This window comes from Modestobacter sp. VKM Ac-2977, from assembly GCF_026968045.1.
In the GTDB taxonomy this organism is placed as follows: domain Bacteria; phylum Actinomycetota; class Actinomycetes; order Mycobacteriales; family Geodermatophilaceae; genus Modestobacter.
The window spans coordinates 256,810-272,202 of record NZ_JAPVBQ010000004.1 but is presented as its reverse complement, the minus strand read 5'-3'; the positions used below and the strand labels follow the sequence as shown (position 1 = coordinate 272,202).

The window sequence follows — 15,393 nt, the reverse complement described above, 5'->3', positions numbered from 1 at the left end:
CTGGACTAGCGTCGGGGTGCTGCGTCCCGTCGTCCGCCCTGGAGGCCGACCGTGAGCTCACCGACGCTGGACCTGGACACCGTCGACCTGTCCGACCGGACGTTCTGGGGCGCGCCGCCGGAGCAGCGGCACGCGGTGTACGACCAGTTGCGCCGCGAGCGCCCGTTCGCCTTCTTCGCCGAGCCGGTGATCCCCTACATCGAGCCCGGCCCTGGCTACCACGCGGTGACCCGGTACGCCGACGTCGAGGCGATCAGCTGCCAGCCGGCGTTGTTCTCCTCCGGGTCCGGCGCGGTGTCCATCGCCGACATGCCGCCGGACCTCAACGAGTTCTACGGCTCGCTGATCAGCATGGACGACCCCCGGCACGGCAAGATCCGGCGCATCGTCGCCAAGGCTTTCACGCCCCGGGTGCTGGAGAAGCTCGTGGGCAACGTGCAGGCGGTGGCCGACGACGTGGTCGCCCGCGCCCGGCGGACCGCCGAGGACGGCGACGGCACCATCGACGTGGTCGCCGACCTCGCCGCACCGATCCCGCTGCGGGTCATCTGCGACATGATGGGCATCCCGGACGCCGACCGGGCGATGGTGCTGCAGCAGTCGAACGTCATCCTCTCCGGCGGTGACCCCGAACTCGTCCAGGACGCGGAGCAGATGGTCACCGCCTTCCTCGAGGCGGGGGAGGAGCTCGCCGGTCTGATGGCCCGGCTGGCCGCCGAACGGCACGCCCACCCGGCCGACGACCTGACCACCGCGCTGGTCAGCACCGAGGTCGACGGCGAACGGCTGACCCGGCAGGAGATCGCCTCGTTCTTCATCCTGCTGCTGGTCGCCGGCAACGAGACGACCCGCAACGCGATCTCCCAGGGCGTGCTCGCGCTGTCCGAGCACCCGGCCGAGCGTGACCGGTGGGCCGCCGACCCCGGCCTCACCCGCACCGCGGTGGAGGAGGTCGTGCGCTGGACCAGCCCGATCACCTGGATGCGGCGGACGGCCACCCAGGACGTCGAGCTGTCCGGGCAGTCGTTCCCGGCCGGGTCGAAGTTCCTGCTGTTCTACGGCGCGGCCAACCGTGATCCCGCCGTCTTCCCCGACCCGCACCGGTTCGACCTGTGCCGCGACCCGAACCCGCACGTCGGGTTCGGCTCCCGCGGTCCGCACTTCTGCCTGGGCGCACACCTGGCGCGGCGGGAGATCGGCGTGGCCTTCCGGGCCTTCGCCGACCACCTGCCCGACCTCGAGGTGGTCGGGCCGCCGGCCCGGCTGGAGTCCTCGTTCGTCAACGGCCTCAAGCGGCTGCCGGCGCGGCTGACCGGCGCCCGATGACCCGCGTGGTGGTCGACCGGGAGGTCTGCATGAGCGCGGGGGTGTGCGAGATGGAGGCGCCAGAGGTGTTCGAGCTCGATGCCGACGGCGTGCTCCAGGTGGGTGAGCCGACCGACCTCGCGGCGGTGGAGACCGCGGTGCGCGCCTGCCCCACCGGTGCGCTCACCCTGGTCGACGAGGACTGACGGCTCCGCCCGCCTGGTCCAGCGGGCGCAGGGCGGCAGCGAACCGCCGTTCCAGCTCGGCCGGCACGGGCCGGCGCCGGCGCAGTGCGGCAGGCAGTCGGCGCAGCACCCCGGCCAGCGCCTGGCGGGCGGCGGCATCCCGCGCGGCGCGGCGCGCCAGCTGCCCGGTCGCGGCGAGTGCCACCGGGAGCGGGCGGCGCAGCCAGTCGACGAGCACGTCGTTACGGGTCTGCAGCGCCCAGCGGGCCGGGCTCGGCCGGTCGGGTCCGGCAGGGTCGTGCCAGGCGACGACGTGCTCGGCGAACACCAGCTGCCAGCCCGCAGCGGCGAGGTCGAGGGCCAGCAGGTGCTCCTCGCCGCCGAAGAACAGCAGCGGGCAGAAACCGCTCACAGCCAGGTGGGCGTCCCGGCGGACGACGGCGGCGAACGCCGGGAAGCTCAGCACGTCGGGCCCGGCGGGGGAGCGGCCGAGCACCTCGGCGCGGTGCTTGCGGGTCACGGCGTCCTCGCTGCCGTCGCCGGCCATCCGCACCCGGCCGACCACCACCGCCACCCCCGAGTGGGCGTCGAGCAGGTCGGCCGCGGCCTCGAGTGCACCCGGCTCCCACCAGGAGTCGTCGTCGGCGAAGGCGACGTAGCGGGTACCGGCGCGCTCGACGCCGCGGTTCCGTGCCACGGCACCGGCGTTGGCCGGGAGGCCGAGCAGCTCGACCCGGGGGTGAGCGGCCCGTACGGCGTCGGCGGTGCCATCGGAGGAGGCGTTGTCCACCACGATCACCGGTGGTCCGCCGACGGTGTCGAGCCGGTCGAGCGACCGCAGCAGCGAGTCACGCCGGTCCATGGTGGCGATGACGACGCTGACCCGGCGCTCACCCACGTCGTCCTCCTCGTGGCAGGCGCGGCCCGCTCGCAGGGGCCCGCCGCGATCTCGTGAGCGGTGGGGGCAAGGGTCCCTCCTCAGGCGGAGAGCGCGGTACGGGGCGCGTCCAGCGCGCCGACGAGCTCGTCGAGCGGGAGCTCCAGGGTTCGGGCCAGGGCCGCGACGGTGAAGAACGTCGGGGTGGGCACCCGCCCCGACTCGATCTTGCGCAGCGCCTCCAGGCTCACCCCGGAGGCGGCGGCGACCTCGGCGGGGGCGCGCTCGCCGCGGGCGGCGCGCAGCAGCGCGCCCAGCCGGCGGCCGCGGTCGCGCTCGGCGGGGGTCAACGGGGGGCGCACCATGGGCGTGATAGTAATACCGGGATATCAATACCGGAAGGACTCCAGATGATCGAGCTGCGCACACCCGGGGAGATCGACGCCATGCGCGCCGCCGGGGCGGTGGTCGCCGACATGCACGCCGCGGTGCACGCCCTGGCCGCACCAGGGGTGCGGCTGACCGAGCTGGACGCCGTCGCCCGCCAGGTCCTCGCCGACGCCGGCGCCACCTCGCCGTTCCTCGGCTACGCGCCGCTGCACAGCACGCCGCCGTTCCCCGGCGTGCTCTGCCTGTCGGTCAACGACGTCGCGCTGCACGGCATCCCCACTGCCCAGGAGCTCGAGGACGGCGACCTGCTCAGCGTCGACGCCGGGGCCACCCTCGACGGCTGGGTGGGCGACGCGGCCCGCACCTACCCGATCGGCACGCCCCGGCCGGAGGACGTCCAGCTGGTGGAGACCACCGAGCGGGCGCTGGCCGCCGGGATCGCCGCGGCGGTCGTCGGCAACAAGATCGGCGACATCTCCGCCGCCATCGGTGCGGTCGGCCGGGCCGGCGGCTGCGGCATCAACACCGATCAGGGCGGACACGGGGTCGGCCGGTCGATGCACGAGGCGCCCAGCGTGCCCAACGAGGGCCGGGCCGGTCGCGGGCTGAAGCTGCGCGCCGGCCTGGTGATCGCCATCGAGCCCTGGTTCCTCGCCGGCGGCAGCGACGACTACCGGGTCGACGCCGACGGCTGGACGCTGCGCAGCGCCGACGGCAGCCGCGCCGCCCACGTCGAGCACACGGTGGCTGTGACGGAGGACGGCCCCCGCATCCTCACCGCCCCGCGCTGCTGAAGGACCCCCTCGCCCCCCACCGCTCGCAAGCTCGCAGCGGGTCCCTGCGAGGGGGCCGAGGGCGAGGGGGTCCTTCCCCTAGCTGAGGGCCTGGTCGAGGTCGGCGAGCAGGTCGTCGACGTCCTCGATGCCGACGGACAGGCGCACCAGGTCGGCGGGGACCTCCAGGGGGGAGCCGGCGGCGCTGGCGTGGGTCATCCGGTGCGGGTGCTCGATCAGCGACTCCACGCCACCGAGCGACTCGGCCAGGGTGAACAGCTGCGCGCGCTCGCAGACACGCAGCGCGGCCTCCTCGCCCGCCTTCAGTCGGAACGAGATCATCCCGCCGAAGCCGGACATCTGCTTGGCCGCGATGTCGTGGTTGCGGTGCTGCGGCAGCCCCGGGTACAGCACGTCGCCGACCGCCGGGTGCTCGAGCAGCCACTCGGCGATCCGGCCGGCGTTCGCGCTGTGCCGGTCCACCCGGACCCCGAGCGTCTTCAGGCTGCGCAGCACCAGCCACGAGTCGAACGGGCCGGCGACCGCACCCATCGCGTTCTGGTGGTAGGCCAGCCGCTCACCCAACTCGGTGTCGGCGACCACGAGGGCGCCCCCGACGACGTCGGAGTGCCCGCCCAGGTACTTGGTCGTGGAGTGGACGACGACGTCGGCACCCAGGGTCAACGGCTGCTGCAGGTAGGGGCTGGCGAAGGTGTTGTCGACGACCAGCAGCGTGCCCGAGGCGTGCGCGATCTCGGCCAGCGCGGCGATGTCGGAGACGTTGAGCAGCGGGTTGCTCGGCGTCTCGCACCAGATCACCCGGGTCGTCTCCGGCGCGACCGCGGCGCGGACGGCGTCCAGGTCGTTGAGGTCGACCGGCTGGTGGGTGACGCCCCACGGCTCGAGCACCCGGGAGATCAGCCGGTACGTGCCGCCGTAGGCGTCGCCGCCCAGCACGATCCGGTCGCCGGGCCGGCACACGGTGCGCAGCAGGGTGTCCTCCGCGGCGAGCCCGGAGGCGAAGGCGAGCCCGCGGGTGCCCTGCTCGAGGGAGGCCAGCGCCGTCTGCAGGGTGTCCCGGGTGGGGTTGGCGCTGCGGCTGTACTCGTACCCGTTGCGCAGCCCGCCGACGCCGTCCTGCTTGTAGGTGGTGGTCAGGTGCAGCGGCGGGATGACCGCGCCGGTGGCGGGGTCGGGCTCCTGCCCGGCGTGGATGGCGCGCGTGTTGAAACCGGTCACGACTGCACCGTAGGCGCCGGGATGCCGACGAGGTGGCCCAGCACGTCCTGCCGGGTGACGACGCCGGCCGGCTTGCCGTCGACGTGCACGAGCAGGGCATCGGCGTCGCCGAGCGCCCCGACCGCGGCCGAGACCGGCTCACCGGACCCGATGATCGGCAGCGGGGCGGACATGTGCCGCTCCACCGGGTCGGCCAGCGAGGCCCGGCCGGTGAACAGCGCGTCCAGCAGGGCCTTCTCCGCGACCGAGCCGACCACCTCGCCGGCGGTCACCGGCGGCTCGGCCTTCACGACCGGCAGCTGGCTCACCCCGTACTCGCGCAGGATGTCGATCGCGTCGCGCACCGTCTCGTTCGGGTGCGTGTGCACCAGCGTCGGGGTGCTGCCGGACTTCGCGTCCAGCAGCTCGCCCACGGTCTCGCCGCCGCCGGCGTCCAGGAAGCCGTAGTCGGCCATCCACTCGTCGTTGAAGATCTTGTTCAGGTAGCCGCGGCCACCGTCGGGCAGCAGCACCACCAGGACGTCGTCCTTCGTCAGCCGCTCGGCCACCCGCAGGGCCGCCACGACGGCCATCCCGCAGGAACCGCCGACCAGCAGGCCCTCCTCGCGGGCCAGCCGCCGGGTCATCGCGAAGGAGTCGCCGTCGGACACCGCGACGATCTCGTCGGCGATCGACTTGTCGTAGGCCTCGGGCCAGAAGTCCTCGCCGACCCCCTCCACCAGGTACGGCCGGCCGGTGCCGCCGGAGTAGACCGAGCCCTCCGGGTCGGCGCCGATCACCTGCACCCGCCCCTCGCTCGCCTCCTTGAGGTAGCGGCCGACGCCGGAGATGGTGCCGCCGGTGCCCGCGCCGGTGACGAAGTGGGTGATCTCCCCGTCGGTCTGCGTCCAGATCTCCGGCCCGGTGGTCTCGTAGTGCGAGCGCGGGTTGTCCGGGTTGGCGTACTGGTCGGCCTTCCAGCCACCGGGGGTCTCCCGGGCCAGCCGGTCGGAGACCGAGTAGTAGGAGCGCGGGTCGGCCGGGTCGACGGCGGTGGGGCAGACGTGCACCTCGGCGCCGTAGGCCTTGAGCACGTTGATCTTCTCCTGGCCCACCTTGTCCGGGCACACGAAGATGCACTTGTAGCCGCGCGTCTGGGCGACGATGGCCAGGCCGATGCCGGTGTTGCCGCTGGTCGGCTCGATGATCGTGCCGCCCGGCTGCAGGGCCCCGGACGCCTCGGCGGCCTCGACCATCCGCAGCGCGATCCGGTCCTTCACCGAGCCGCCCGGGTTGAGGTACTCGACCTTGGCCAGCACCAGCGGCGCGTCCGGGCCGAGGTGGGCGGTCACGGCGTTGAGCCGGACCAGCGGGGTGTTGCCGATGAGCTCGACGACGGACTCGGCGTACTGCACGGGGGCTCCTGCTCTGCGGGTGGGCCGGCGGCGGATCGCGCGCACCGGCGTACCCGACCATCCCACCAGACGCCGCGGCGATGCGTCAGTACGGCGGGTGGTGGGTGAGCAGGTCCGCATGCAGCGGTGGGAAGAGCGCTGCGCAGGAGTCGGCGTCCCGGCCCGGGTACACGTCCGGTCGGCACAGGGAGAGCCGGTACGGAGGTCGGGGTGGGGCAACCGAGTCCCGGGGCCGGATTCGGCGCCCGGCTGTGCGACCGACGCGTTTACGGCGTATACGCTCGGTCGGCCGGTCGGGCATGCCACCCGCCGGAGAGGCGGACGTCGAACCAACGGCCCACCCGCCCGGACTGGAGAGGGAACCCCCGAGACGATGACCGAGAGCCTTGGCGCGCTGCACCAGGAGCTGGCCGGAGTCGTGCTCGCGGGGCGGGAGCTGCCCGAGGTGTTGACCGAGATCGTCCAGATCTCCCATCGCGCGATCCCCGGTGCCGAGGCCACCTCGATCACGCTGATCCGTGACGACCGTGCCTTCACCGCTGCCTTCGACGGGCAGATCGCGATGGACGCCGACGAACTGCAGTACGAGCGCGGGTACGGCCCGTGCCTCGACGCAGGGCGGTCCGGGGAGGTCTTCCTCGTCGAGGACATGCGGCGCGAGGACCGCTGGCCCGACTACGCACGGCAGGTCGCGGAGTTGGGGGTGCGCAGCTCGCTGTCGATCCCGCTGCCCTTCCAGGGCGCGACCATCGGCGCGCTGAACAACTACGCCCGACACCCCGGCGCCTTCGGCGACGCCGATGTCGCCGCCGGGGAGGAGGTGGCAGCCTTCGTCGCGATCGCCGTCGGCAACGCGGAGGCGGCCGCCCGGGCGACCGACGACGTGGCCAACATGCGTCAGGCGATGGCCTCCCGCGCGGTCATCGAGCAGGCCAAGGGCATCTTGATGGAGCGCTACAAGGTCACCTCCGACCAGGCGTTCACGCTGCTCACGCACGCCTCGCAGCGCACCAACGTCAAGCTGCGCGACATCGCCGAGGAGCTCACCGCCACCGGGCTGCTGCGCGGCAGCTGACGGCGGCTGGCGGCACGCGCGCGGACGGGGCCAGGATCAAGGTGTGACCCAGCGCAGACCTGCAGCGGGGCTGAGCGCCCGATGACCGTCGTGCTCGGCGCGGACCTGGGCACGAGTGGGCTCAAGCTCGCCGCACTGGACCTCGACGGGGTGGTGGTCGCGGAGAGCGAGGTCGGCTACCCGGTCGCGCGTCCGCGGCCGGGCTGGGCGCAGACGGAGGTCGCCGTCTGGCGGCGCGCGCTGGACGACGCCCTCACCGCGGTGGCCGCGTTGCTGGGCGATCGGCCGGTCGCGGCCCTCGGGATCTCCGGCCAGATGCACGGTGCCGTGCTCGTGGACCGGTCCGGCGCCGCGCTCGCCCCGGCGTTGCTCTGGCCCGACCAGCGGGCGACCGCGGAGCTGTACCGCTGGCGGGAGCTCTCCGAGCCCGACCGCGCCGCGCTGGCCAACCCGCTGGCCGCCGGGATGACCGGTCCGCTGCTGGCCTGGCTCGGCGTGCACCACCCGGAGCTGGTGGCCCGGGCGGCGACGGTGCTGCTGCCGAAGGACGCCGTCAGGGCCGCCCTCGTGCCCGGCGCCGACCCCGCCGTCACCGATCGCAGCGACGCGTCGGCGACCCTGCTGTGGGACGTGCCCGGTGACCGCTGGTCGACCGCGGCCACCGCCGCCGCCGGCGTCGACCCGGCCCTGCTCCCCGCCGTCCTGCCGGGCTCGGCCGTCGTCGGCACGGCGCGGGTGCTCGGCCGGGGAGTGCCGGTGGTGGTCGGCGGCGCCGACACGCCGCTCGCCCTGCTGGCCGCAGGCACCCGCACCGGCGTCCAGGTCAACCTCGGGTCCGGGGTCCAGGTGATCCGGCCGGGTGTGGCGCCCCGGCCGGCCGCCGACCCCGTCGTCCACTGCTACGCCGACGCCGGGGACGGCTGGTACGCGATGGCCGCGCTGCAGAACGCGGGCACGGCCTGGGCCTGGGTCTGCGAGGTGCTGGTCCTGGACTGGCCGACGTTCGTCGCGACTCTCACCACCACCCGGCCGGGGGCCGGGGGCGTGGTCTTCTCCCCGTTCCTGACCGGCGAGCGCGGTGGGGTGGCCGGGCCGACCGACCGTGGTGGCTGGACCGGGCTGTCGGCCGACACCACCCGGGCGGACCTCGCCCGCGCCGCGCTGGAGGGCGTGGCGTGCGCTGTGGCGGCGGCGCTGGACCTGCTCGGGCCGGGCGCCGGTGGGCCGGTCGTGCTCACCGGTGGGGGAGCGCGGGACGCCGGGGTGCAGCAGCTGCTCGCCGACGTGCTCGCCCGGCCGGTCCAGCACGTGCAGGTCCGGAGCGCATCGGCGGCCGGCGCCGCGGTGCTGGCCGCCCGCGGGGTGGGCCTGGACCTGGTGCCCGCACGGGCGGCCGGGCCGGTCGTCGAGCCGGGGCGGGCAGCGGAGTCCGGCGCCGTCCGCGCACGCTGGGCAGCCGCCCGGGGCTGATGCCGGCCCGTCGCGCGGAACGTCGGCGCTGCCGGCAGCGTTGACGCCGACGAGCGGCCCGACCGGGAACCGCAGGAGAGCAAGGGGGTGGGCGCACCATGGCGTCGCTGATGAACAAGGTCATGCAGTTCGCGAACAGCCCGAAGGGCAAGCAGGTCATCCGTCAGGCGACGGACAAGGCCCAGCAGCTGGCCAAGGACCCGAAGACCCGGGCGAAGTTCGACAAGGTCGCGAACAGCCCGAAGGGCAGGCAGGTGGTCCGTCAGGCGACGGACAAGGCCCAGCAGCTGGCCAGCGACCCGAAGACCCTGGCGAAGATCCAGGACGTCCGGCGCCGGGTGCAGGGCGGCCGCGGCGGCTCGGGCACGGGGTCCGGCACCTCGTCCTGACCCGTTCGACCCGTGCCGACGGCGCTCACTCCCTCCGGGGGGCGAGCGCCGTCAGCACGTCGGGGTGCAGGACGCCGTTGCTGGCCACGGCGCTCCCCCCGGCCGGCCCGGCGTTGCCGGCCAGGTCGCTGAACGCTCCGCCGGCCTCGCGCACGATGACGTCGAGGGCGGCCAGGTCCCACAGGGAGACCTCCGGCTCGCAGGCGACGTCGACGGCGCCCTCGGCGACCATCATGTAGCTCCAGAAGTCGCCGTAGGCCCGGGTCCGCCAGACCGAGCGGGTCAGGTCCAGGAACGGCTCCAGCCGGTCCTGCTCCTCCCAGCCGGAGAGGCTGGAGTAGGACAGGCTCGCGTCGGCGAGCGCGCCCACCTGGGAGACCGTGCAGCGCGTGGCGTTCTCCAGCCGGCGTCCGGTCCAGGCCCCGGTGCCCGCCGCCGCCCACCAGCGGCGGTTGAGCGCGGGCGCGGAGACCAGGCCGACCACCGGGAGGTCGCCGTCGAGCAGGGCGACGAGGGTCGCCCACACCGGGACGCCGCGGACGAAGTTCTTGGTGCCGTCGATCGGGTCGATGACCCAGCGCCGGTCGCCGCGGCCGGTGCTGCCGAACTCCTCGCCGAGCACGGCGTCCCGGGTGCGCGCGCGGGCCAGCGTGCTGCGCAGCTGCTCCTCGACCGCGCGGTCGGCGTCGGTGACCGGGGTGAGGTCGGGCTTGGTGTCCACCCGCAGGTCCTGCGCCCGGAACCGGTCCAGGCTGATCGCGTCCGCCTGATCGGCCAGTACGTGCGCCAGGCGCATGTCCTCGTTGTATCCCCGCTGGCCAGCCGTCATGGCCCGAACCTAGCGGGCGGGCCGCTCCGGGCCCGCCCGGAGCGTGGTGACGTGCTGGAGCGGCCCCTTCTCAGGGGACCCTCCTCAGTCGAAGACGGCCTTGCTGACCGCCGCCGGGGTGTCGTACTCCTGGTCGTCGATGCCCTTGAGGGCGTCGACGACCTCCTCGCTGCCTCCCTGGGACTGCGCGTGCTTCACCACGTCGTCCTTCGTGGCCGGGTAGTCGATGCCGGACAGGGCCTTCTGGATGTCGATCGGGCTCACCATGGGCCTCCGGGTACCCGCAGCCGCGCCGGCGATGCACGGATACCGTCGGGGAGTGGAGGCCGGGACCATCGTCGGGTTGTTGGCCGATCCGGCGCGGTTGAAGGTCGTGGCCGCCCTCGCTCTCGGCGCGGGCACCCTCACCGACGTCGCCGAGGCGTCCGGGCTGTCCCTGAAGGACGTCGCGCGGGCCGCACGGCGGCTGTCCCGGGCCGGCCTGGTGCACCGCGACGGTCACCTGCTCGCGCTGCACGCCGAGCGGTTCGGGGAGGCGGCCCGCGCAGCGGCCGCCACCGCCCCGCCCGCGCCGCGACTGTCCGACGACCCCGGTGCGGACGCCGTGCTGCGCGCGTTCGTCCGGGACGGCAGGCTGGTCTCCGTCCCCGCACAGCACAGCAAGCGCCGGGTCGTGCTCGAGCACCTCGTGCGCGTGTTCGAGCCAGGCGTCCGCTACCCGGAGCGGGAGGTCAACGCACTGCTGGCCGCCTGGCACCCGGATGTGGCCGCGCTCCGCCGATACCTGGTGGACGAGGCGCTGTTGACCAGGGAGTCGGGCGTCTACTGGCGCAGCGGCGGTTACGTGGAGGTGTGACGGTGCAACGGCAGGTGTTCGCGTTCTCGGGTGTCATCGACCCGCAGCCGGGGGAGCGGGGCAACCGTCCGCTCCTGGAGCACGTGCTGGCCCTGGGGGCTGCCCGCCGGACGAGCGGGGGGCCGGTGCGGCTGTGCTACCTGCCGACGGCGGTGGGCGACGACCCGGCGGCGGTGTCGGCGTACCAGCGGGTCTTCGGTGGCCGGGACGACGTCGTCCTGAGCGTGCTGCGGTTGTTCCCGCAGCCGAGCGTCCCCGACGTGCGCAGTCACCTGCTCACCCAGGACGTCGTGCTCGTCGAGGGCGGCAGCGTGGTGAACCTGATGGCCGTGTGGCGGGCACACGGCCTGCCGGCCGTGCTGCGCGCGTGCTGGGAGGCCGGGGTGGTGCTCGCCGGCCCCAGCGCGGGCAGCCTGTGCTGGCACGTGGGTGGGCCCACCGACTCGTGGTCCGACCGGCTCGACCCGTTCACCGAGGGCCTGGCGCTGTTGCCGTTCAGCAACGGGGTGCACGACGACCTGACCGCCCAGCCGCGTCGGGAGACCTACCGCCGGCTGGTGGCCGCCGGGGCCCTCCCCGCCGGCTACGCGACCGAGGACGGCGTGGGACTGCACTACCGGGGCACCGACCTGGCGGAGGCGGTCACGGTGCGGCCCGGCGCGCGCGCGTACCGCATCGACCCCGACGACCGCGGCGGCTGGACCGAGCGCGCGATCACCCCTCGCGAGCTCTAGGCGCGATCCCGCGTGCTGAGCGGTCGGCGACCGAGCGCTGAGCGCTGATCGTGGTCCGTCGGCCGCGTCGTCACCGCCGACGGGTGGTCAGCGATGACGACGGCTGCTGGCGACCGGGCCTTCGCCGGCTGTACACCAGCCAGGACGTCCGCCGATCCGCGCCTCCTGCTTGACTGCACACCTTCGACCATCACCGGCCCCACGCCGGCATCGGCGGCCTACCGCCGATCAGCCGCCCACCAGTCCGTCCAGTCGGTGGTCCAGGTGTCCTGAACGGGATCCTCGCCGGCCCACGCACCGGCGTCGGTGCGACGTCCGACCCCCTCGAAGCCCCAGGAGTCGTCATGAGATCGATGCGCATCGCGTTCGCGGCGCTGACCGTGCTGCTCGCCACCGCCACGCCCGCGGTTGCAGCACCGACCGGCGGATCAGGCGGCCCGCTCACCGACCGCACGTTCCTGACCTCCGACGTCGCCGGGTACACCGCCCAGCACCACCTGTACGCGGCGGGGCTCGACGACTCCCGACCGGTCGGCCTGCTCGTCTACGTCGACGGCACCGGTGAGTACGGGTTCGAGAACCCGTCGGCCAGCTACTCCCTCGGTGGGGTCAACGGAGTCGTCGCCGTCGCGAAGCGGCACAACATGATCCTGCTGACGCCGTCGAGCCCCAACCGCAGCTGCGAGTGCTGGGAGCGGGGCGACCCGACCGGCTACAGCGACCACCTCGCCGCCCTGATCGAGTCCGTCTACGGCCAGTACGACATCGACCGCGACCGGGTGTGGCTGGGTGGGTACAGCACCGGTGCGCAGCTGATGACCCGGTTCCTGTTCCCTCGGCACCCGGAGCTGATGACCGGCGGGGGGACCATCGTGATCGGTGGCGGCGGGGCACCAGTGGTCACCGCCGACACCTTCCCCGAGGCGCTCAAGGCCGGCATGCACATGCACTGGGACACCGGCGAGCTGGACACCGACACCAACGGGTCAGCGCCGGGTGGCCTGAACGCGCTGAACGGTCCGTACGGGGCCAAGGTCGGCGAGGCTTGGTATGCCGATCGCGGGTTCCAGACCTCGCACTCGTACCCGGCCGGGGTCGGCCACGCCCGCAACGGTCAGTTCGGGACCATCATCGACGGCGTCCTCGGCCAGCACGCCGGCCAGGTCGGCGGTTCCGGGCCCGTGGCCGGCCCGGAGGCGTGGGAGCACACCGTCACCCCGACCCGCGTCGGCGTGACCGTCTCCGCCTTCGCCCCCCTGAACACGACCAGGACCACCCTGCGGGTCTCCGCCGCACCGTTCGGCTCCCAGACCGGCTTCTACAACTACCGCACCACCAGCGGCGACGTCCTCCCGCTGTCCATCACCAGCAGCCTCGCGCCGAACACGTCCTACCACTACCAGCTGGAGACCGGTACGGATCGGACCGTGGTCGGGTCAGGCACCTTCCGGACCCTGCCCTGAAGCGGACCGGCAGCCGCTGAGGCCCCGGCACGTCACGGCGACGGTCCGCTCACGGACGAGGGAGCTGGCCGACGGCGGTGAGCAGCCGGCGGAAGCTGCCCAGCCGCTCCCGCGCTGCGGGTGTGCCCTGGGCGGCCCAGGGGTCCAGGGCGCACTCCGGGTCCGCGGCGGTGTGCCCGCAGGCGGGCGGGCAGTCGACCGCGGCCTCGGCGAGGTCGTCGAAGGCGGCCAGCACGTCCTGCGGGGTCACGTGCGCCAGCCCGAAGGAGCGGATGCCCGGGGTGTCGATCAGGGTGCCGCTCTCGGGCAGGTCCAGCAGCACCGCCGAGGAGGACGTGTGCCTGCCCTTGCCGATCTTGCTCACGTCGCCGATGGCCCGGAAGGCACCCGGGATCAGCCGGTTGAACAGCGTCGACTTGCCGACCCCGGACTGGCCGACCAGCACGCTCATCTGGTCCCGCAGCCGGGTCACCAGCTCATCGAGCGGCGCCTCGCGGGACATCGGGACCGCGTCGACCTCCAGTCCGGCGTACCGGTCCAGCAGTGGCTGCGGGCTGGCCAGGTCGGACTTGGTCAGCACCAGCAGTGGCGACAGCCCCCCGGCGTAGGCGGCGACCAGGCATCGGTCCAGGAAGCCGAGCGCCGGCTCGGGGTCGGCGATCGAGGTGACGACGACGAGCTGGTCGGCGTTGGCCACCACGATCCGCTCGGTGGGGTCGGTGTCGTCGGCGGTGCGGCGCAGCGAGGTGACCCGGTCGGCGATGGTCACGATCCTGGCCAGGCTGTCGGTGCGGCCCGTCGTGTCGCCCACCAGCCGCACCCGGTCACCGACGACGACGCCGTGCTTGCCCAGCTCGCGGGCGCGCATCGCGGTCACGTCGACCGGGGAGCCCCCGGGGCCCTCGACCCGCACCGTCATCCGGCCGCGGTCCACCGCGATGACCAGCCCGGGCACGGCCTCCTCGTGCGTGGGGCGGGTGCGGGTGCGGGGACGGGAGCCGTGCCGCGAGGCCCGGACGCGGACGTCGTCCTCGTCGGACCGGCTGTCCATCTTCCGGCTCACGCGGACACCCCGGCGCCCTCGCCGAGCAGGCCGGCCCAGCGTTCCCGGTAGTCCGGCAGCGTCTTGGTCACCGCGGCCGGGTCGGTGACCTCGATGCCGTCGACCGCCAGGCCCAGCACCGCCGCCGCGTGCACCATCCGGTGGTCGGCGTAGGAGTCCAGGCGCACCGCTCGGCGCGGTCCCGGGGTGATGACCAGCCCGTCGGGCAGCTGCTCGACCCGGGCGCCGACGGCGCTGAGCACCTCGTCCAGCGCCTGCAGCCGGTCGGTCTCGTGGCCACGCAGGTGGGCGATGCCGGTGAGCCGGGAGGGCCCGTCGGCCAGGGCGCAGAGCGCGGCGAGCACCGGGGTCAGCTCACCGACCTCGCCCAGGTCGGCGTCGAGGGGAGCGATCCGGGCGCCCCCGGTCACCTGCAGCCCCTCCGGCGTGCGGGCCACCGCGGCGCCCATCGCGGTGAGCAGCCGGTCGAGCTGCGCGCCGGGCTGGGTGGTGTCGGTCGGCCAGTCGCGCACCGTCACCCGGCCGCCGGTGACCAGGGCCGCGGCCAGGAACGGGGCGGCGTTGGACAGATCGGGCTCGACGACGCGGTCGAGGGCGGCGATCGGGCCCGGGGCGACGTGCCACCCACCGTCGGTCCGGCGCACCTGCACCCCGTGCTCGGCGAGCGTCCGCACCGTCATCTCCACGTGCGGCAGGGAGGGGAGGCTCCCGGCGAGGGTCAGCTCGATGCCGGTGTCGAAGCGGGCCGCGGCCAGCAGCAGACCGGACACCACCTGGCTGGACTCACTGGCGTCGACCGTGACCGCACCGCCGCGCACCGCACCGGTGCCGTGCACGGTGAACGGGGCCCGGCCGCGGCCGTCGTCGTCGACCCGGACGCCGAGGTCGCGCAGTCCGGCGATCAGCCCGGCGTTGGGCCGGTCGCGCAGCCGGGCGTCGCCGTCGAGCCGCACCGGCCCGGTGGCCAGCGCGGCCACCGGGGGCAGGAACCGGAGCACCGTGCCGGCCAGTCCGGCGTCCACCTCGGCCGGCCCGTGCAGCGAGCCCGGGGTGACCAGCCAGTCCGCGCCGTCGGAGGCGATGCCGACCCCGAGCGCGCGCAGCCCGGCGGCCATCAGGTCGGTGTCCCGGGCGCGGAGCGGGCGCACGAGCCGACTCGGCCCGTCGGCGATCGCGGCGAGCACGAGGGCGCGGGCGGTGATCGACTTGGACCCGGGGAGGGTCACCACGGCGTCCACCGGGGTGCGGCGGGCAGGCGTCGTCCAGACCTCGGTCATGCGCTCATCCTGCCCTGCCGACGTCCTCGGCCGGCGGCGTGACGGCGACCCCCGGCCCCGGGCAGGTGCCCGGG

General features: G+C 74.4%; 17 protein-coding genes. 9 read left to right on the top strand and 8 right to left on the bottom strand.

The features are described from left to right. Positions 1–51: 51 nt before the first annotated feature. Positions 52–1,326 carry a cytochrome P450 gene (locus O2V63_RS17910; protein WP_269168881.1) on the top strand — a complete coding sequence of 425 codons (1,275 nt, stop codon included), beginning with the start codon at positions 52–54 and terminating at the stop codon, positions 1,324–1,326. Continuing rightward, on the top strand, positions 1,323–1,511 hold the full coding sequence (locus O2V63_RS17905; protein WP_269168880.1) for a ferredoxin: 189 nt from the start codon (positions 1,323–1,325) through the stop codon (positions 1,509–1,511). Before O2V63_RS17910 ends, O2V63_RS17905 begins: the two co-directional genes overlap by 4 nt. Here O2V63_RS17905 and O2V63_RS17900 read toward each other — a convergent pair. Both O2V63_RS17900 and O2V63_RS17895 read right to left on the bottom strand, forming a co-directional pair. Further along, positions 1,489–2,388 carry a glycosyltransferase family 2 protein gene (locus O2V63_RS17900; RefSeq protein ID WP_269168879.1) on the bottom strand — a complete coding sequence of 300 codons (900 nt, stop codon included), beginning with the start codon at positions 2,386–2,388 and terminating at the stop codon, positions 1,489–1,491. The two genes, O2V63_RS17905 and O2V63_RS17900, sit on opposite strands and share 23 nt — an antisense overlap. Before the next feature lie 80 nt (positions 2,389–2,468). After that, positions 2,469–2,732, bottom strand: coding sequence for a helix-turn-helix domain-containing protein (locus O2V63_RS17895; RefSeq protein WP_269168878.1), 264 nt, complete (start codon positions 2,730–2,732; stop codon positions 2,469–2,471). A 45-nt stretch (positions 2,733–2,777) separates the two neighbouring features. Between O2V63_RS17895 and map the strand changes: the two genes are divergently transcribed. Continuing rightward, a complete protein-coding gene (map, locus tag O2V63_RS17890; protein WP_269168877.1) occupies positions 2,778–3,551 on the top strand; it encodes a type I methionyl aminopeptidase in 774 nt (257 codons plus the stop codon). 78 nt (positions 3,552–3,629) lie between these two features. On the opposite strand, the gene O2V63_RS17885 is transcribed toward map, so the two are convergent. Continuing rightward, entirely contained in the window at positions 3,630–4,769 is a 1,140-nt protein-coding gene (locus O2V63_RS17885) for a cystathionine gamma-synthase (protein ID WP_269168876.1), read from the bottom strand. Then, positions 4,766–6,163 carry a cystathionine beta-synthase gene (locus O2V63_RS17880; protein WP_269168875.1) on the bottom strand — a complete coding sequence of 466 codons (1,398 nt, stop codon included), beginning with the start codon at positions 6,161–6,163 and terminating at the stop codon, positions 4,766–4,768. Before O2V63_RS17880 ends, O2V63_RS17885 begins: the two co-directional genes overlap by 4 nt. Before the next feature lie 373 nt (positions 6,164–6,536). Here O2V63_RS17880 and O2V63_RS17875 point away from each other — a divergent pair, with 373 nt between their 5' ends. The 3 genes from O2V63_RS17875 (at position 6,537) to O2V63_RS17865 (ending at position 9,097) form a co-directional block, all read left to right on the top strand. Next, positions 6,537–7,238, top strand: a complete 702-nt coding sequence (locus O2V63_RS17875; RefSeq protein WP_269168874.1) for a GAF and ANTAR domain-containing protein — start codon at positions 6,537–6,539, stop codon at positions 7,236–7,238. 81 nt (positions 7,239–7,319) lie between these two features. Then, on the top strand, positions 7,320–8,708 hold the full coding sequence (locus O2V63_RS17870) for an FGGY family carbohydrate kinase (RefSeq protein WP_269168873.1): 1,389 nt from the start codon (positions 7,320–7,322) through the stop codon (positions 8,706–8,708). Positions 8,709–8,806: 98 nt separating this feature from the next. Next, entirely contained in the window at positions 8,807–9,097 is a 291-nt protein-coding gene (locus tag O2V63_RS17865) for a hypothetical protein (protein ID WP_269168872.1), read from the top strand. A gap of 25 nt (positions 9,098–9,122) precedes the next feature. On the opposite strand, the gene hisN is transcribed toward O2V63_RS17865, so the two are convergent. Together hisN and O2V63_RS17855 are read right to left on the bottom strand one after the other, a co-directional pair. Continuing rightward, on the bottom strand, positions 9,123–9,926 hold the full coding sequence (hisN, locus tag O2V63_RS17860; RefSeq protein WP_269168871.1) for a histidinol-phosphatase: 804 nt from the start codon (positions 9,924–9,926) through the stop codon (positions 9,123–9,125). A gap of 84 nt (positions 9,927–10,010) precedes the next feature. Then, entirely contained in the window at positions 10,011–10,193 is a 183-nt protein-coding gene (locus O2V63_RS17855) for a DUF2795 domain-containing protein (RefSeq protein ID WP_269168870.1), read from the bottom strand. Between the two features lie 52 nt (positions 10,194–10,245). Between O2V63_RS17855 and O2V63_RS17850 the strand changes: the two genes are divergently transcribed. The 3 genes from O2V63_RS17850 (at position 10,246) to O2V63_RS17840 (ending at position 12,979) form a co-directional block, all read left to right on the top strand. Continuing rightward, complete coding sequence (locus tag O2V63_RS17850) at positions 10,246–10,782, top strand: DUF2087 domain-containing protein (RefSeq protein ID WP_269168869.1); 537 nt, start codon at positions 10,246–10,248, stop codon at positions 10,780–10,782. 2 nt (positions 10,783–10,784) lie between these two features. Then, the gene (locus O2V63_RS17845; RefSeq protein ID WP_269168868.1) at positions 10,785–11,516 is read left to right on the top strand and encodes a peptidase E; all 732 of its coding nucleotides are present in this window, start codon (positions 10,785–10,787) and stop codon (positions 11,514–11,516) included. A gap of 344 nt (positions 11,517–11,860) precedes the next feature. Further along, entirely contained in the window at positions 11,861–12,979 is a 1,119-nt protein-coding gene (locus O2V63_RS17840; protein ID WP_269168867.1) for a hypothetical protein, read from the top strand. Between the two features lie 49 nt (positions 12,980–13,028). On the opposite strand, the gene rsgA is transcribed toward O2V63_RS17840, so the two are convergent. Both rsgA and aroA read right to left on the bottom strand, forming a co-directional pair. Further along, positions 13,029–14,042: a ribosome small subunit-dependent GTPase A gene (gene rsgA, locus O2V63_RS17835; RefSeq protein WP_269168866.1), complete on the bottom strand. Its 1,014-nt coding sequence runs from the start codon at positions 14,040–14,042 to the stop codon at positions 13,029–13,031. After that, positions 14,039–15,319: a 3-phosphoshikimate 1-carboxyvinyltransferase gene (gene aroA / locus O2V63_RS17830; RefSeq protein ID WP_269168865.1), complete on the bottom strand. Its 1,281-nt coding sequence runs from the start codon at positions 15,317–15,319 to the stop codon at positions 14,039–14,041. The genes rsgA and aroA overlap by 4 nt, the downstream gene beginning before the upstream one ends. Positions 15,320–15,393 lie beyond the last annotated feature (74 nt).